Source organism: Streptomyces sp. GQ60 (genome assembly GCF_059758875.1).
The window spans coordinates 430,761-447,338 of sequence record NZ_JCAXEG010000001.1; the positions used below are offsets into that span (position 1 = coordinate 430,761).

The window sequence follows — 16,578 nt, forward strand, 5'->3', positions numbered from 1 at the left end:
CTGCCGGGGAATTCGGGGTTCCGGCAACGATGGAGTGGCGTGTGAGGACGGACAGCAAGCGGCGGAGAAGGTCCCTGGTGGCCATATCCGCCGTACTCGGCGGCGTACTGGTGCTCGCGGGATGCGGCGGCGACGACGGCGACGGCGGGAAGACGCCGCAGGCCAGCGGCGAGGCGTCGCCCAAGTCGCAGGCGGACGTGGACGCGGCTGCGGCCAAGGACGCCTCCAAGGCGAAGATAGCCATCACGCCCAAGGACGGCGCCGCCAACGTCGGCCTGAACGACGCGGCCAACGTGGCCGTCACCGAGGGCACGCTCACCCAGGTCGAGCTGAAGAGCTCCGAGGGCACGGCGGTGCCGGGCAAGATAGCCGCCGACGGCAAGAGCTGGAAGCCGGACGGCGCGCTGAAGCGCTCGACCAAGTACGCGCTGTCGGCGACCGCGAAGGACGAGGCGGGCCGCGAGGCGCACGAGAACGCCTCCTTCACCACCGTCTCCCCGCAGAACAGCTTCGTGGGCTCCTTCATCCCGGACGCGGGGCAGACCGTCGGCGTGGGCATGCCGGTCTCGATCACCTTCGACAAGTCGATCAAGGACAAGAAGGCCGTCCAGGCGGCCATCACCGTCACCTCCAGCAGCGGCCAGGAGGTCGTGGGCCACTGGTTCAGCACGCAGCGGCTGGACTTCCGCCCGGAGAAGTACTGGCAGGCGGGTTCCACCGTCACCCTGAAGCTGGCACTGGACGGCGTCCAGGGCGGCCCCGGGATCCAGGGCGTGCAGAGCAAGACCGTCACCTTCAAGATCGGCCGGAGCCAGGTCTCCACGGTCGACGCGAAGACGAAGAAGATGACGGTCACCCGTGACGGCGCGGTCCTCAAGACCATCCCGATCTCGGCGGGCGCCCCGGCCAACCCGACGTACAACGGCCAGATGGTGATCTCCGAGAAGTTCAAGGAGACCCGGATGAACGGCGCCACCGTCGGCTTCACGGACGACGACGGCAAGGGCGAGTACGACATCAAGGACGTGCCGCACGCGATGCGCCTGTCGACCTCGGGCACCTTCATCCACGGCAACTACTGGGGTGCGGACTCGGTCTTCGGCAGCGCCAACACCAGCCACGGCTGTGTCGGCCTGAACGACGCCAAGGGCGCGAACGACCCGAACCAGCCCGCGGCCTGGTTCTACGACAACTCCCTCATCGGAGACGTCGTCACGGTCGTCAACTCCCCGGACAAGACCATCAAGCCGGACAACGGCCTCAACGGCTGGAACATGAGCTGGGCGGAGTGGAAGGCGGGCGCGGCCGTCTGACGCACCGAGACGACAGCTGAACCCCGCGACGGACGGCGGGGAGCCCCGACCAGGGGGCTCCCCGCCGTCCGTCTGTGCGTGTTCCTGTGTGTGACCTGTGGCTTTGCGTTCTCATCCGGCTCTTATTGACGGCTTATCCGGCCGTCACGCGTGCTGCCTAGCTTCGGCCGCATGTTCTTCACCTACCTCCGGCGCGAGCTGCGCCGACGCCGGAAGGCGGCGCTCGTCGTCGCCTCCGGACTCGCTCTGGGCATCGCCCTCGTCATCGTCGTCACCTCCGTCTCGGCGGGCATGGCGCAGGCCCAGGGCAAGGTCCTCCAGTCGCTCTACGGCCTCGGCACGGACATGACCGTCACCAAGGCCCAGACCCCGCCCGCCGAGGGCGACACCGCGGCCCGGCCCCGGTTCAGGTTCGACGCGAAGGGCGAGGGCGACGCGAACGCCGAGGCCGAGCAGAGCAGCGACCTCGTGATGCCCCAGGGCTTCGAGACGCTCGACGCCGCGACCGTCGACAAGGTGTCGGGCCAGGCCGGCGTCGCACGGGCCGTCGGTGGCCTCAGCCTCCAGGTGATGAAGGTCAACGGGCAATTCAAGCGGGGCGAGTTCAAGCGCGCGGAGGGTGAAACGGGCGGCGGCGCGGCCGCCAAGCCGGGCGCCACCGGCGGCGCCACCGGCGGTACGGGCGGCACGGTCGAGGGCGGCGGCGCCGACTTCGACGTCAACTCCTTCTCCGTCTACGGCGCCGACGTCACCCGGCCCGAACTGGGACCGCTGACCACTTCCAAGATCACCTCGGGCCGCACCTTCGCGGCCGGCGAGACCGACGCGGCCGTCGCCGTCGTCGACAGCGCCTACGCCACGAAGAACAAGCTCGCCCTGGACTCCGAAGTCACCATCAAGAACGCCACGTTCAAGGTGATCGGGATCGCCACCGCCGACAGCGGCGACGCGGCCGCGAACGTCTACGTCCCCCTCAAGCAGGCCCAGACCCTCGCCGGAACCCCCGACAAGATCACCACGGTCTACGTCCAGGCCGAGGACTCCCAGGCGATCGGCTCCGTCAAGCAGGCCATCCAGAAGAACGTCCCGGACACCACCGTCACCACCTCGGCCGACCTCGCCGACACCGTCTCCGGTTCGCTCTCCACCGCCGCCTCCCTCGCCTCCACCGTCGGCACCTGGCTCTCGTACGCGGTCCTCCTCGCCGCCTTCCTCGTCGCCGGTCTGCTGACCTCCTCCGCCGTGTCCCGGCGCGTCCGCGAGTTCGGCACCCTCAAGGCGCTCGGCTGGAAGAGCGGCCGCGTCACCGGCCAAGTCGCCGGCGAGGCGCTGGTCAACGGCCTCATCGGCGGAGCGCTCGGCATCGGCCTCGGGCTCGCGGCCGCGTACGCCATCACCGCCATCAGCCCGCAGCTGACCGCGCAGCTCGCGGGCGGCGCCGGCCGGCTCCAGGGCCCGGGCGCCGGGGGCGGCGGGGGCGGGGGGACGATGCGCTCCGCCCAGCAGGGCGCCGGCAAGGCCCTCGACATCGCGCTCACCGCGCCCGTCTCGCTCTCCACCATCGGCCTGGCCGTCGCGCTCGCCGTCGCGGGCGGACTGATCGCAGGCGGCTTCGGCGGATGGCGCGCTTCCCGGCTGAGGCCGGCGGACGCACTGCGCCGCGTCGAATAGCCCGCGGCCGCAGGTTCGTACGGCTGTGTCCGTGTCCGTGTGCGGCCCCGCGTACGCCTGCCGGCCCGCGTGCCCGCCCGTCCCCCCGCCCCCCGCTCCGCAACCCGAGGGAACCCACCAGAGATGTACCAGCTCACCGGTGTCACCAAGCGCTACCGGCGCGGCAAGGAATCCATCGACGCGCTCGCCGGCGTCGACCTGACCATCGAGGACGGCGGCCGGCTCGTCATCCAGGGCCCCACCGGCGGCGGCAAGTCCACCCTGCTCCAGATGCTCGGAGCCCTGGACCGCCCGACGGCGGGACAGGTCGTCCTCGACGGACTCGACCTCGCCACCGTCTCCGAATCCCGCCTCACCCGGGTCCGCGCGGAGAGCATCGGCTTCGTGTTCCAGTCCTTCAACCTGATCCCGACGCTCACCGCTCAGGAGAACGTCGAGACGGCCCTCGTGCCGCTCGGACTCAAGGCCCGCGAGCGGCGCGACCGGGCCGCCGAAGCGCTCGACTCCGTGGGCCTCGGCGAGCGGACGGGCCACCTGCCCGGGGAGATGTCCGGCGGCCAGCAGCAGCGCGTGGCCATCGCACGGGCGCTGGTGAAGCGGCCGAAGGTGCTGCTGGCCGACGAGCCGACCGGCAACCTCGACGAGTCCATGCGCGACGAGGTCATGGAACTGCTCGAAGGGCTGTGGAAGGAACACGGCCTGACCTTCGTCATGGTCACCCACGACAGCGCGCTCGCGAAGCGGGCCCCGCGGGTGGCGACGATCCGCCGGGGGAAGGTGATCGTCACCGAAAACGCCTGAGCACGCCGCCGTGCTCCGGATTAGGGTCCGGAGCATGACGATCACCGCACTCTCCGTGCCCCCGACCGACGCCGAAGCCGACCACTGGTGGGCCGTCCTGGCCGCCGCCCGGACGGCCGACCGGCCGGGGACTCCGCCGCCCTCCCGGACGGAGGTGGCCGGAGCGCTGCGGGTGCCGTCGGCGCGGGGACGCTCGCTGTACTGGGCCACGGAGGACGCGGTCGCCTCCCTGGTCCTCTTCACCGACGGCAGCAACGACCACACCGCGTTCCTGGACGAGCTGACGGTACGGCCGGACGCGCGGCGGCGCGGTGTGGGAGCGGCCCTGTGGGCGCGGGTCCGCGAGGAACTGCTCGCGGACGGCCGGACCTCGGTCGCGACGGAGGTGGACCTGGGGGGCCCGGGGCAGGCGTTCGTGGAGTCGATGGGGTTCGAGAACGTCCTGTCGATGGCCTGGTACGTCCAGGACGTGCGGGAGGCGCGGTGGGTGCAGGGGGCGGCACAGGCGGCACAGGCGGGGCGGGCAGGGCAGGACGGCGGGTCCGTGTCCGCCGCGACCACCCCGCCCGGCTACGAGCTGCACTGCTGGCCGGGGCTGGTGCCCGACGACCGGGCGCAGGCCGTGGCCGTCGCCCACGGCGCGATGGAGGACGCGCCGACGGGGGAGCTGGACCAGCAGATCCAGACCTGGACGGCGGAGCGCCTGCACGCGGCGCACCGCAAGATCCTGGACCGGGGAGGCGCACTGACCACGGTCGCCGCCGTCACCCCGGGCGGCGAGGTGGCGGCCTACACGGAACTGGTCCTCCTCGACCCGGCGGGCCCGCGCGCGCTCCAGTACGACACCGTGGTGGTCCCCGCGCACCGGGGCCACGGCCTCGGCCGCGCGGTCAAGCTCCGCATGCTCGCGGAGGCGGCGGCCCTCCACCCGGACCTGCGCACCATCGCCACCTCGGTGGCCGACGACAACACCCCGATGCTCGCGGTCAACGAAGCCCTGGGCTACCGGCGCGAACGCGGGGCCGGGTACTTCCAGCTCAAGCTGTAACCGGGGCGGCGGCGGTGCCTTACGGGGCGGATTCCCCGACGGGGCCCGGGGTGTGCTCGCGGTCGGGGGAGGCGGGCGGCGCGGACCAGGAGGCGAGCAGGCTGAGCGCGTCGGCCGAGGGGGAGCCCGGGGCCGGGTGATAGGTGACCAGGAACTGCGCCGGGTCGTCCGGGAGGGCCAGGGTCTCGAAGGAGAGCAGGAGCTCGCCGACCAGCGGGTGGCGCAGCCGCTTGACGCCGTGCGTCTTGTTGTCCGCCACCGTGTGGGCCGCCCAGAGCCGTCGGAACTCCTCGTTCTTGACGGACAGTTCACCGACCAGCGCGGACAGCCGCTCGTCGTCCGGGAACTGCCCGGCGTACACGCGCAGATTGCTCACCACCTCGCACGCCCGGCATTCCCAGTCCGCGTACAGCTCCGCCGTCGCCGGGTCCAGGAACACCAGCCGCACCAGGTTGCGCTCCTGCGCCGGGAGCGTCCCGAAGTCGCCGAAGACCGCCGCGGCGAGCCGGTTCCAGCCGATGACGTCCTGGCGCCGCCCGACCAGGTACGCCGGTACGCCGTCCATCGCGTCCAGCAGCGTCCGCAGCTCCGGCCGGACCTGCTGGGGGCGCTGGGCCTGGCGGCGCTTGCGGGGCTTGGGGCCGGCCAGGCGGCTCAGGTGCGCGCGCTCCGTGCCGTCCAGGCGCAGGGCCTGCGCGATGGCGTCGAGGATCTCCGCTGACACGTTCTGGCCGTGACCCTGCTCCAGCCGCGTGTAGTACGCGACCGACACGCCCGCCAGCTGCGCCAGCTCCTCGCGGCGCAGGCCGGGGACCCGGCGGTGGCGCCCGTAGTCGGGCAGTCCCACGTCCTCGGGGCGCAGCCGGGCGCGCCGGGAGCGCAGGAACTCGCCGAGCTCGGCTCGCTGATCAAGCTGGTCCATTACCCCAGTATCACCGCGCGGGGGCGCACGCCGGGGGCGCGAGCCTGACCCCGCCAAGGGTAGGTCCGCCAGACCTAGGCAGGACAGGGGGATGGGTGTCCGGCGCGGAGGAAGGCAGGCTGTGACCACACAGCGGTCCGCACCGCGGTCCCGCACGGCGGTCCCGCACCGCGGTCCCGCACCGCACGTCCGCACTGCGGTCCCGCACCGCACGTCCGCACCGCACGTCCGCACCGCACGTCCGCACCGGACATCCGCACCGGACATCCGCACCGGACATCCGCACCGCAGTCTTTCGAGGAGCCCCATCGTGTCCGTCACCCAGGTCGCCGCCTACGCCGCTCCCGCGCCCAAGGCACCGCTGGAACGCACCACCGTCCCGCGCCGTCCGGTCGGCGCGCACGACGTCCTCATCGACATCAAGTTCGCAGGCATCTGCCACTCCGACATCCACCAGGTCACCGACGGCTGGGGCGAGGGCATCTACCCCATGGTCCCGGGTCACGAGATCGCCGGTGTCGTCGCCGAAGTCGGCCCCGAGGTGACCAAGTTCGCGGTCGGCGACCGGGTGGGCGTCGGCTGCTTCGTCGACTCCTGCCGCGAGTGCGAGCAGTGCCTCGCCGGGCAGGAGCAGTTCTGTGCCAAGGGCATGACCGGCACGTACAACGCCATCGACAAGAACGGTGAGCCCACGTACGGCGGTTACTCCACGCACCTCGTCGTCGACGAGAACTACACCGTGCGCATTCCCGACGGCCTCGCGCTCGACGTCGCCGCCCCGCTCCTGTGCGCCGGCATCACCCTCTACTCCCCGCTCAAGCACTGGCAGGCCGGCCCCGGCAAGCAGGTCGCCGTCGTCGGCCTGGGCGGCCTCGGCCACATGGGCGTCAAGATCGCCCACGCGCTCGGAGCCGAGGTCACCGTCCTCTCGCAGACCCTGCGCAAGCAGGAGGACGGGCTGAAGCTGGGAGCCGACCACTTCTACGCCACGAACGACGGGGCCACCTTCACCGAGCTGGCCGGCCGCTTCGACCTGATCGTGTCCACCGTCTCCGCACCGCTCGCCCTCGACGCCTACCTGGGCCTGCTCAAGGTGGACGGGGCCCTGGTGAACGTCGGCGCCCCGGAGGAGCCGGTCTCGCTGAACCTCTTCTCCGTCATCGGCGGACGCAAGACCCTGGCCGGCTCGATGATCGGCGGGATCGCCGAGACGCAGGAGATGCTCGACTTCTGCGCGGAGCACGGGCTCGGCGCCGACATCGAGCTGATCCGCGCCGAGGAGGTCAACGAGGCGTACGAGCGCGTCCAGTCGGGCGACGTCCGCTACCGCTTCGTCATCGACACCTCGACCATCTGAGGGCCGCCTGAGGGCCGTCTGAGGGCCGCCTGACGCCCGCCTGCCGGTCGTCCGATGGCCTTCTGACCGGCGCCCGAGGGCGCTCGACGTGAACGTACGCGGAATCCGGCTCCTCGACCTGGTGGTCGAGGACGCCAACGCGAACTCCGCCTTCGACGACACCTCGTGGGCGGCAGCGCGGGTGACGGTGGTCTGAGGGGGGGTTTCCCCGGAGGGGATGCGGGCCCCCTCCGGGGCGGTGTTTTGCGCTGATGGCAGCGATTTATCAGGGGTGACAGCGGGTCCACGGCCGTGGATGATGATCGGAGGCTTCAGGTTTAGCGTGTGCCCGACCGTTGCAGGGGGGAACGGCCGTGCAACCGTCGTGCGGCGCCGCGCCCTCAGGTCGATCCCCATCGCTACCGCATCGCTTCTCCGCCGAAGGAACCTGCCTCGTGCGTCCTACCCGTGCGACGGTCCTGCTCACCGCGGGCCTCGTCACCTTGCTCGGCATACCGGCCACCGCCGCTGCCGACACCCCGACCGACCTGTACGTGAACAACAGCGAAGACTCACGCTGCTCCGACAGCGGAACCGGGACGAAGGCCGCCCCGTACTGCACGATCACGGTGGCGGCGAAGGTTGCCGAGCCGGGCCAGACCGTGCGGATCATGAAGGGGCCGGGCTATGACGAGGACCTCACCATCAGCCGCTCCGGGGAACCGGGCAAGCCCATCACGTTCGCCGCGGACGGGGAGCCGTACCAGGCGCCGGCCTTGGTTTTCGGCAGGGCCCTGAACATCAGTGGCGCCTCCGACGTAGTGGTACGCGGGCTGCAGACCTACGGCGGCATCAAGGTCAGTCGTTCCAACGCCATCGAATTGGACCGGCTCCACGTCTCGAACAGCGACTCCGTAGGCCTCGTGGTCGGTGAGGGAAGCACGGACGTGCGCCTCATCCGGAGCCGCCTGGACAGCGCCCGGATCGAGGGCGGTGCGCGAGGCACGTTGCTCAGCCGGAACAGCGTGCAGAGCCGCGGAATCGCGGTCGACGTGGCGGATGCCGCGGACACCGCCGTCACCAACAACACGTTCACCATGGGGTGCGGAACGGCCATTTCGGTCGGTGGTGCCGCACCAGGGTCGGTGCTGTCCAACAACGTGATCTTCAACTGGGGCGCCTCTGCCCGCTGCGCGTCGCCCGAGTCCCGTAAGGGAATCGAGGTCTCGGCGAGCGCGGCTTCAGGGACACGTGCCGATTACAACCTGGTCACCGGTCCTGACCTCGAGGTCACGCCCTACGTCTGGGCAGGCACCGCTTACTCGACTCCGGCCGCATTGAAGACAGCCACGAGCCAGGGTGCACACGACATCCTGGCCCCGGACTTCGAGGCGGTCGGTCCGAAGGACGGCTCTCCCACCATCGACTCGGGGGACCCGACGGCGCCGGGCGTGATCCCCGTCGACTACTACGGGAAGCCCACGGCCGACGATCCGCGGGTCCCCAACTCCGGCAAGAACGGCGGCTACATCGACCGGGGGGCGTACGAAACCCAGGACGACCTGAGCGGCGTCGTGGCGGACGTCGCACCGGCCTGGGCACCCGTCGGCACCAAGGTGAGGGCGACGGCGAAGGCGGCGAGCTCCTGGGCCGCCGCACTCACCTACCGCTACGACTTCGGTGACGGGACGCCCCCGGTGGCCACCAAGGCGACCACCGCGGAGCACGTGTACAGCACACCGTGTGCCTGCGACGTGAAGGTGACGGCGATCAACGCTGTCGGGCAGGAGGTCTCCGGCGACGGACACGCAAAGGCGGCCCCGGCCGGCCCGCTGACCGCCGCGTTCACGGCCGAGCCGTACCTGCCGACGTTCGCCGACCCCCTACACGGCCCCGGCCCGCTGAGCATCTTGGTCGACACGGCGGCCACCGCGGCGCCGTGGCCCGTGACGAGCATGGACGTGGACTTCGGCGACGGCACGACCGTTCACAGCGACGACCTGTCCAGGACATGGCACTCCTACAAGTCGCCCGGCGATTACCGGGTGACCCTGACCCTCCAAGACTCCAAGGGCGCGAAGTCCACGGTTTCCAAGACCGTGAAGGCCCGTTATGCGCCGTCCGGTTACGTTGCCACCGAGCCCTTCCGGCTGCTGGACACCCGCACCACCAACACCCCCGTCCAGGGCGGCAATCCGATCCCGGTGCGGCTGCCCAACTCAACCGCCGTCCCGGGGCACGAGCTGTCGGCCGGAATGGCCTCGGTGGTCCTGAACGTCACGGTCACCGGCGCCACTGAGGACACCCACCTCGGTATCTGGCCTTCGGGTCAGGCCCGTCCGGCGACCTCGAACCTCAATGTTGCCGTCGGCGGCACGTCGGCCAACACGGTCACCGTCCCGGTCGGTGCCGACGGCAAGATCCAGGCGCAGCTGAACTCGGGCCGGGCTTCCCTGATCGTCGACTTCGTCGGCTACTACCAGCCCAACATCGGCGAACGCTTCTCCCCGCTCGCCCCGACCCGCGTCCTGGACACCCGTACGACCGGCGGCGCACTGGGCGGCGGCAAGACCCGCACGGTGAAGGTCGCCGGCGTGAACGGCATCCCGGCCCACGCCACCGCCGTCGCCCTGAACCTGACGGGCACGGGCGCGAAGGAGCAGGCGCACGTCATCGCCTACCCCGACCCGGCGAAGCGTCCGGCCACCTCGAACCTGAACGTGGAGCCGGGCAAGGACAAGTCGAACCAGGCCATCGTCCCGGTCGGCCCGAACGGCACGATCACCCTCTTCACCAACTCCGGCTCCACTCATTTGGTCCTGGACGCGGTCGGCTACTACGGCAAGGACGGCAAGGCCCTCTTCACCCCGGTCGTCCCCAAGCGCCTCGCTGACACCCGCACCACGGGCAAGGTCGCCCCCGGCGCCACGACCACGGTCTCCGGCCTCCCGGCGGGCGCCATCGGCGCGGTCCTCAACATCACCGCCACCGACGCCACCGCCCCGGGCTTCCTTACCGCCTACGGGTACGGCGGCAAGCTCCCCGGAGCCAGCAGCCTCAACACCCTCCCCGGCATCACGGTCCCGAACCACGTGATCTCTCCGGTCGGGACGGGCGGCAAGGTCAACATCTTCAACAGCTACGGCGGCCCCAACCACGTGATCACCGACCTCCTCGGCTACTTCACGGCGAGCTGACGCCCCCCGAACACGACAGAGCCCCGGCCCCCGCGACGCGCGGGGGCCGGGGCTCCTTCGTACGTGGCTCTCGGCCTCAGCCGTCGGCGCGGGCCACGCCGATCGGGCAGGAGACGCCCGTGCCGCCGATGCCGCAGTAGCCGCCGGGGTTCTTGTCCAGGTACTGCTGGTGGTACGCCTCCGCGTTCCAGAAGGGGCGCTCCGACGCCGGGAGGACGGCCGTGGTGATCGTGCCGTAGCCCGAGGCGGTCAGGACGCGCTGGTAGGCCTCGCGGGAGGCCTCCGCGGTGGCCTGGTCGGCTGCGGAGTGGGTGTAGACGGCCGAGCGGTACTGGGTGCCGACGTCGTTGCCCTGGCGGAAGCCCTGGGTGGGGTCGTGGGACTCCCAGAAGAGCTTCAGCAGGGCTTCGTAGGAGACCAGGGAGGGGTCGAAGACGACCCGGACCACCTCGGTGTGGCCGGTGCCGCCCGAGCAGACCTCTTCGTAGGTCGGGTTCTCGGTGAAGCCGCCCTGGTAGCCGGCCAGGGTGGTCCACACCCCCGGGGTCTGCCAGAACTTGCGCTCGGCGCCCCAGAAACAGCCGAGGCCGAAGTCCGCGACCTGGAGGTGGGCGGGGTACGGGCCCGCGAGGGGGTTGCCGAGCACGGTGTGCACGGCGGGCAGCCCGAAGAGCGGCTCCGCGCGGCCGGTCAGGGCTTCCTCGCGGGTGGGGAGCTCGGGCGTGCGGCGGTACGAGAACATGGATTCCCTCCTTGTGGTCTACCGATAACGGCAGACGACGGGCCGGGATTCCCCGGGCTCGTGCCGGGACACATGCCGGAGTCGACCGAGCGCTCCTTGTGCCCGCTGGGCATCTCTGAGACGCCTCCTTCGCTGTGCCCCTGGGAATGGAGGGTCACAGCCTGGTGGCCGAGGCACGCGGCAGGTGTTGTGGCACCGGACACCCGCCTACACATGGATGCCGGGTAGACAGAGTTCGGGGCCCTTCACGGGAGACGGAACTGCTCCGGCAGCGGCACTCGGGACATCGTCGGCTCTGCCGCGTAGGACCTACTCCGCTGCGCACGCAACGTTGACGCCCGCCGTGATCAGGTCCGCTGCTGCGCCGCCGGAGTGTGCTGGTCCAGGCGGCCCTCCCCGTATCCCCGGCGTACATCCATGCCGTCCTCAAGTCCGCCTTGGAGCACGCCGGCCGTGGGGAGGAGATCACGCGCAATGTCGCCCGCATCGTCCGTGCGGGTAGGCCGCGCCCCGTCGGTTCGAACCGCTCACGCAGGAAGCCCGCCAGTTCCTCGCTGCTGTCCGCAATGACCGCCTGTTCGCGCTGTACGAACTTGCCCTCCGCACCGGACTCCGCAAGGGCGAACTCCTCGGCCTTCAGTGGGAAGACCTCGACCTCCAGTCAGGCACTGCCAGCATTCGCCGTACCCTCCAGCGCACGCAGACCGGCGGGCTGAACGCCCTGCCCACCAAAACCCGGGCCTCCGAACGCCGCATCGCCTTTCCCAGCGAGTGCATCCACTCATTTCGCCTGGCAGAGCTTGGTCTTCAGCTCCCTGCGAGCGGCTGCCGGGCCTCGTGGAGGGGGGCAAGCTGGCCGACCAGCCCCCTGGTGATCTTCCGGCCCTTGCTGACTGCTTCCTGGTACGCCTCGCGGGCTCGGTCGAGCTCGTCGTGGTGCTCACCTTCGGCTCCAGCGGGACACCATCGACCTCCTCGGCCGCACTCTCCGCAACCCACCCACGCCGCTACCGGTTCAGACGCCGGTGTCGGCCCACCGATTGGCGAAACAGACGTCCGCTGACGTTGCCGTCAACTACTGCCGTCAAACACCCCAGCGGCCCCACCGGGAAAAGATCCGGTGGGGCCGCTGGGGCACTGTGAGGATGCGACGGTCGACAATGCTTCATTTCCTGCCGAGGGGAAATCCAGAGCGCACCCTCAACTTCGCCTGCCGCCCCCTATGTGGGACCAGTGATGGGGTCATCTTCCGCGGAGATGTTGACTCCGAAGCACCCGATTACTTTAAGCGGGTGCGGGTCAAGGTAGACCTTGAAGTAGTATCCCGATCGCTCGCGATCGTTCGCAAAGGCCACAAGAAGGCCTCGCTCGCCCATTTCTGCAAGACTTGCAAGGCATTCCGCGACCCCGACCGTCGGCCTGCCACGCCTTTGTGCAGCCTTCACTCTCCCCAGGCAGATACCAAGAAGCCTTGCCGCCGGAATAGGTTCGAGTCCGACTTTGAAATGTGCTCCAGAAGTTAGTGCATTCCTGACAAGAATGCTGACCTCGGAATCAATCTCGAGCGCGGCCAGCAGCTCATTCGCAAGCATTTCATTCACCTCATCCCCCCGAAACGCTTCTCCATGTCTTCCCGAAGTTAAAGCTGATATCATGGGCCATGATTTCTCCAACTATAAGATGTTCATCTTCAAGCTGGTCGAATTCGCCACCGTGGATTTGAATATTCCTCGATGGCCCCACGAGAGGATCTATGTCCGCCACCCTGATGCGCATCATGACGCCTTTTCCAGTCCATTTCTGCCCCAAGTTCTGGGCGAAATAGACGGACTGTTCGGGGTCGTCCGACCAGGAGGTGAAGATGGAATCCGTATTATCTGCACCCACGTGGTCTTCTATGTTTGAGTGGCCTCGACCTCCCATGAGAGTCGCGCGGCCGTTAGAGGCGGCCTCATAACTGTGGTGCCCTTCGGCGAGACCACGATAAAGATATCCGTCGCTGATATCGCAGTTGTGGACGAGGACTGGCGTGGCGCCTGCGAGCACATAGTACGTGTGCTGGCAGCCCCTCCTCTAGCTGCTTTTATGCAGGTGGGGAGGGGTTTTGGGGTCCGCTGGAGTCCGTGGTTGTGTGCATGAATCCGTTGTTGTTGCCGTCGCTACTGCCGTCAGGAGCCGGGATTCACCGGCGGGACGGGGATACGGTCACCGCGTGACTCGGCAACCCGGAGCGCGTCCGCCAGGGCTTCGGTCAGCCGGCAGGCGAGCCACCGGTACTCGACGGCCGAGAGCATTTTGGCTCCGGGAACCACGACTCCTCGGGCGTACTCCAGGAGTTCCTCGCCCATGTCGAGTTGCACCTCTTCGATGCTGTCGGCGAGGGAGGAGAGGTAGCCCCTGCCGTCGGTGCTGAGGTAGCAGGGGTTCCCGTCCTGGGTGGTCCATGGCAGTAAGCGAGGGCCGGTCACGCCTGCTGCCGCGTCGTGGAGCTCTCTGCGGCGCATGCGGTCCGCGTCGGTCCTGGATGTGCTCACCGTGCACCCCCACCTGGGTAGCCGAATGGAATACGGCGACCGTAGGGGCCTACTGTCCGTCACTCCATCGCCGAGGCATGCCAGTTGGCGACGGAGCGTGCCAGAAGTATCGCGTTGCGTGGTAGCTATCCGACGACGCCCAGGTAGTCGGCCATCTCCCGCATCTCCGTCGTGAGGGTGCGCTTGCGCTTGCCCAGGATCTCCTGCATGGTCTCGGCGGCCATGTTCTGGTGCCGCATCCACTCCGGGGCCGCCGATCGGGCGCGGGTCAGCTCATCCATGGCGGCCGACAGGTCCCCTGTGCGCGTGTGGGCGCACGCCACGTCCAGGGTGAAGCGGTTCCCGTCGTTCGTGCTGGGCCTGCCCAAGCGCTTCCACGCCTTCGGCGACAACTCCTCCTGCTCACCTGCCTTGCGCACCACGGCGCGCGCGTCTCCTACGACCATGGAGTCTTCGAGGGCCTTCATCGCCGCCGTGACCGGCCCGAAGACGGACCAGTGCCGGGAGACGTTGCGGTGCGACGTACCAACGGCGGCTGCCGCCACCCGGGCTGCCTTCCGGTACTCCTTGGCCGCATCCGGTCGGTTGTTGCGGGCGGCCGCGGCTGCGGCCTCCATCGCCAGACCGCCCCACACCGCGTAGTGGTCCGGCTCCGCCCCGGTGATCTTCGGTTCCACCGCGTCCATGCTCTGCGCGGCGATCCGCTCCGCCTCGTCCAGCCGGCCCTGCCGCACCAGCAGCCAGCACATACCGCCGACGCCGGAGCCTGCCGCGAGCATGTCCCCGGCCTGCCGGGCATCCGTGATCGCGCCGGCCAGGGCGGTGTAGGCGATGTCGTACTGCCGGACCTGGGTGAGGTAGGTACCGGCCAGACGCAGCGCCTCGGCGCGGGCCAGTAGGGCCTGCCGGTGCTCGTCTCCGCTGCCGTAGTAGGAAACGGCTCTCGCGGCATCGCGCAGCAGGTCCGGCAGTTGGGACGCGACGCTCTTGTAGCTGTCGGAGAAGTACAGGACCCGTGCGTCCCCCACCGTCCGGCTGAAGGCACGCAGATTCGGTTCCTCGCCCACCACTTCGGCGTCCTGGTCCACGAGACCGACAGCCGGGGTGAGTACGGCGCGAAGCTGGATCAGGTTGACCCGGTTCGGCTCCTCTGCACGGCCCACGGGTTCGGGGGCATCGGACGCCATCAGGGCGCCGGTTGTCACGCCCAGCGCGCGGGCCAGGGCGTGAAGGGTTTCCATGCGGACCGTTCCGCCCTGCTCGACTTTGCGCACCGTGCCCGGCGAGACGGCCGCGGCGTGGGCCAGTTCTTCCTGGCTCATCCCGGCCCGACGCCGGTACTTACGGACGTTGTCCGCCAGTTCCGTAGTCATCAGCTGACCACCTCCAGCGCCACGGTACGCCGGTCCGACGAGTCAACCGAGGGCTATCCGGCAGATACCCGCCCGAAGCGGTGACCCATCATCGCGCTCCGTGCCGGTGGATGGCCGAAGCGGTGCAGGGCCGGACCCCCGCCAGGATCGGGGCCTGAGCGGGAGGGGTCCCTCGTCGGTCGGGCAGCTTCGCCATACCAGGGTTCCCCGGGGGCCGCCAAGGCTCACCCGGTGACGCTTGCGCTTGGCCTTGGCGGCCCCCGGGGGTTCCTGGTACGCCTCCGGTGACCGGGCGACGAGGGACCCCTCCCGCGACCTCCGACCACCCATCACCACGACGGAGGTGCACCCGCATTCGGCCTCCTCCCCCTCGGAGAGAGGGCCGGGGCCTGGGGCAGAGCCCCAGAACAATCCACGCTGGCGGCTGTTGCGCGCCCGGATCAGCGGGGCAGTCGGCAAGCGGGGCGGAGACAGGAGCGGGCGGCGGCCCCGAGGGGCCGGAGCGCGCGCGGCCCGCGCCAGCGGGCCGCCTTGATCAAGTAAAGAAACTCTGAACAGCTTGCCCCGTGCTGAGTGTCCTGCTGCTCCGTCGCGTGCGGCCAGTTCAGCGTCGGCGTCTGCCTTCGTTCAGCCGGTCGTGCAGGCGCTGGATGCTGGCGGCCTGCTCTTCGGGCGTGTAGTTGCCGCTGAGGCGCTTTCGCTGCTCCATGACGGCGCGCATGGCGTCGCGGTGGGAGGTTGCGGCTTCGAACTCGGTGCTGGCCTTGGCGAACCGTTCCTCGGCGGCGGCGAGTTCGGCGGCTACCTCGTCGTCGGTCTTGCCGCTGAGCCGTACCGCTTCCTCGTCGGCCCGATGCTGGGCCGCCATCTCTTCCAGCGTCTCGTTGTAGCGCTTGAGGAACTGATCGCGCGGGCTGAGCTGGCGGACGAAGACGCCCCTGCCTTGTACGGAGTAGATCAGCCCCTCCTCCTTGAGGACCCGCAGGGCGTTCTGCGCGGTGGAGTTGGCGATGCCGTATTGGGATTGCAGGTCGCGGGCAGATGGGAGTTTGGCTCCCGGCGCGAGCCGGCCGTCCTGGATCTGCTTGCGGAGTGCGTCCGCGGTCTGCACGTACGGGGGGCGGGGGTCGTCGGCGGGCGCGGTTTGCCAACCACGCTGGAGATCGCCGAGACCGGTGTACGCGGGATCGGATTCGCCGGAATCGGGCTCATCGCCTTCCGCTGCGGCCTCCGGCTCCCCTTCGGCCGGTGCCTCCTGCGCGCGCACGTAGCTGCCTCGGCCGAGGACGGAGTAGATCAGCCCCTCGCCCTTGAGGAGCCGCAGAGCGTTTTGGACCGTGGAGCTGGCGAGTCCGAAGCGCCGTTGCAGATCGCGCGCGGCAGGGAGCCGCTCGCCTGGGCGCAGCTCGCCGTCGTGGATGGCGGCGCGCAGGACGTCGGCGGCCTGGACGTACGGCGGCCGGGGGTCCTCTCCCAGGGGCAGCTTCATGGCACGAGGGTAGCGGCGTCAGCACTCAGGGCACACCCGGGCGTCCTCGGCGTTCCAGCCCACATGTGTAGCGATACGAATCGAGTGTTGCGGGTGTAGCGGGCGTGCCGCTATGGTCATGGTGAGTCGATCAAGCGACTCCATCGAACGAG

14 protein-coding genes and 1 pseudogene are annotated in these 16,578 nt (G+C 69.8%); 8 read left to right on the forward strand and 7 right to left on the reverse strand.

All coding sequences use genetic code 11. The features are described 5' to 3' along the window. The first annotated feature begins 29 nt into the window (after positions 1-29). The 4 genes from AC6CKD_RS02090 to AC6CKD_RS02105 all read left to right on the forward strand — a co-directional run bounded on the left by AC6CKD_RS02090 (position 30) and on the right by AC6CKD_RS02105 (position 4,833). Positions 30-1,313 (forward strand): L,D-transpeptidase, encoded by a 1,284-nt coding sequence (locus tag AC6CKD_RS02090; RefSeq protein WP_498324715.1) that lies wholly within the window; start codon positions 30-32, stop codon positions 1,311-1,313. Between the two features lie 171 nt (positions 1,314-1,484). Continuing rightward, complete coding sequence (locus AC6CKD_RS02095) at positions 1,485-2,984, forward strand: ABC transporter permease (RefSeq protein ID WP_498324716.1); 1,500 nt, start codon at positions 1,485-1,487, stop codon at positions 2,982-2,984. A 123-nt stretch (positions 2,985-3,107) separates the two neighbouring features. Further along, positions 3,108-3,785, forward strand: coding sequence for an ABC transporter ATP-binding protein (locus tag AC6CKD_RS02100; protein ID WP_498324717.1), 678 nt, complete (start codon positions 3,108-3,110; stop codon positions 3,783-3,785). 34 nt (positions 3,786-3,819) lie between these two features. Next, entirely contained in the window at positions 3,820-4,833 is a 1,014-nt protein-coding gene (locus tag AC6CKD_RS02105; RefSeq protein ID WP_498324718.1) for a GNAT family N-acetyltransferase, read from the forward strand. A gap of 19 nt (positions 4,834-4,852) precedes the next feature. Here the strand turns inward: AC6CKD_RS02105 and AC6CKD_RS02110 are convergent, their stop codons facing one another. Then, a complete protein-coding gene (locus AC6CKD_RS02110; RefSeq protein WP_498324719.1) occupies positions 4,853-5,755 on the reverse strand; it encodes a helix-turn-helix transcriptional regulator in 903 nt (300 codons plus the stop codon). 310 nt (positions 5,756-6,065) lie between these two features. Between AC6CKD_RS02110 and AC6CKD_RS02115 the strand changes: the two genes are divergently transcribed. The 3 genes from AC6CKD_RS02115 (at position 6,066) to AC6CKD_RS02125 (ending at position 10,288) form a co-directional block, all read left to right on the forward strand. Beyond that, positions 6,066-7,112: an NAD(P)-dependent alcohol dehydrogenase gene (locus AC6CKD_RS02115; protein WP_498324720.1), complete on the forward strand. Its 1,047-nt coding sequence runs from the start codon at positions 6,066-6,068 to the stop codon at positions 7,110-7,112. A gap of 40 nt (positions 7,113-7,152) precedes the next feature. Further along, complete coding sequence (locus AC6CKD_RS02120) at positions 7,153-7,308, forward strand: NPCBM/NEW2 domain-containing protein (RefSeq protein ID WP_498325405.1); 156 nt, start codon at positions 7,153-7,155, stop codon at positions 7,306-7,308. Positions 7,309-7,546: 238 nt separating this feature from the next. Next, positions 7,547-10,288: a PKD domain-containing protein gene (locus AC6CKD_RS02125; protein ID WP_498324721.1), complete on the forward strand. Its 2,742-nt coding sequence runs from the start codon at positions 7,547-7,549 to the stop codon at positions 10,286-10,288. A gap of 76 nt (positions 10,289-10,364) precedes the next feature. Here the strand turns inward: AC6CKD_RS02125 and msrA are convergent, their stop codons facing one another. Next, the gene (gene msrA / locus AC6CKD_RS02130) at positions 10,365-11,030 is read right to left on the reverse strand and encodes a peptide-methionine (S)-S-oxide reductase MsrA (RefSeq protein WP_478688946.1); all 666 of its coding nucleotides are present in this window, start codon (positions 11,028-11,030) and stop codon (positions 10,365-10,367) included. A 318-nt stretch (positions 11,031-11,348) separates the two neighbouring features. Between msrA and AC6CKD_RS02135 the strand changes: the two are divergent. Next, a pseudogene (locus AC6CKD_RS02135) lies at positions 11,349-11,820 on the forward strand (site-specific integrase); the annotation flags it as partial. A gap of 430 nt (positions 11,821-12,250) precedes the next feature. Here the strand turns inward: AC6CKD_RS02135 and AC6CKD_RS02140 are convergent. From AC6CKD_RS02140 to AC6CKD_RS02160, 5 genes are all read right to left on the reverse strand, one after another. After that, positions 12,251-12,622 (reverse strand): hypothetical protein, encoded by a 372-nt coding sequence (locus AC6CKD_RS02140; protein WP_498324723.1) that lies wholly within the window; start codon positions 12,620-12,622, stop codon positions 12,251-12,253. 10 nt (positions 12,623-12,632) lie between these two features. Beyond that, entirely contained in the window at positions 12,633-13,076 is a 444-nt protein-coding gene (locus AC6CKD_RS02145; RefSeq protein WP_498324725.1) for a hypothetical protein, read from the reverse strand. A 122-nt stretch (positions 13,077-13,198) separates the two neighbouring features. Next, positions 13,199-13,534: a hypothetical protein gene (locus AC6CKD_RS02150; RefSeq protein WP_498325406.1), complete on the reverse strand. Its 336-nt coding sequence runs from the start codon at positions 13,532-13,534 to the stop codon at positions 13,199-13,201. A gap of 155 nt (positions 13,535-13,689) precedes the next feature. Further along, positions 13,690-14,937 carry a helix-turn-helix domain-containing protein gene (locus tag AC6CKD_RS02155; protein ID WP_498324727.1) on the reverse strand — a complete coding sequence of 416 codons (1,248 nt, stop codon included), beginning with the start codon at positions 14,935-14,937 and terminating at the stop codon, positions 13,690-13,692. 604 nt (positions 14,938-15,541) lie between these two features. After that, positions 15,542-16,426 (reverse strand): GntR family transcriptional regulator, encoded by an 885-nt coding sequence (locus tag AC6CKD_RS02160; RefSeq protein WP_498324728.1) that lies wholly within the window; start codon positions 16,424-16,426, stop codon positions 15,542-15,544. Positions 16,427-16,578 lie beyond the last annotated feature (152 nt).

What these genes read in the sequence shown, in the direction of transcription:
- AC6CKD_RS02140 (WP_498324723.1), bottom strand. Translation starts at nt 12,622, where the DNA reads ATGCTTGCGAATGAGCTGCTGGCCGCGCTCGAGATTGATTCCGAGGTC.
- AC6CKD_RS02155 (WP_498324727.1), bottom strand. Translation starts at nt 14,937, where the DNA reads ATGACTACGGAACTGGCGGACAACGTCCGTAAGTACCGGCGTCGGGCC.
- AC6CKD_RS02100 (WP_498324717.1), top strand. Translation starts at nt 3,108, where the DNA reads ATGTACCAGCTCACCGGTGTCACCAAGCGCTACCGGCGCGGCAAGGAA.
- msrA (WP_478688946.1), bottom strand. Translation starts at nt 11,030, where the DNA reads ATGTTCTCGTACCGCCGCACGCCCGAGCTCCCCACCCGCGAGGAAGCC.
- AC6CKD_RS02150 (WP_498325406.1), bottom strand. Translation starts at nt 13,534, where the DNA reads ATGCGCCGCAGAGAGCTCCACGACGCGGCAGCAGGCGTGACCGGCCCT.
- AC6CKD_RS02090 (WP_498324715.1), top strand. Translation starts at nt 30, where the DNA reads ATGGAGTGGCGTGTGAGGACGGACAGCAAGCGGCGGAGAAGGTCCCTG.
- AC6CKD_RS02095 (WP_498324716.1), top strand. Translation starts at nt 1,485, where the DNA reads ATGTTCTTCACCTACCTCCGGCGCGAGCTGCGCCGACGCCGGAAGGCG.
- AC6CKD_RS02105 (WP_498324718.1), top strand. Translation starts at nt 3,820, where the DNA reads ATGACGATCACCGCACTCTCCGTGCCCCCGACCGACGCCGAAGCCGAC.
- AC6CKD_RS02160 (WP_498324728.1), bottom strand. Translation starts at nt 16,426, where the DNA reads ATGAAGCTGCCCCTGGGAGAGGACCCCCGGCCGCCGTACGTCCAGGCC.
- AC6CKD_RS02110 (WP_498324719.1), bottom strand. Translation starts at nt 5,755, where the DNA reads ATGGACCAGCTTGATCAGCGAGCCGAGCTCGGCGAGTTCCTGCGCTCC.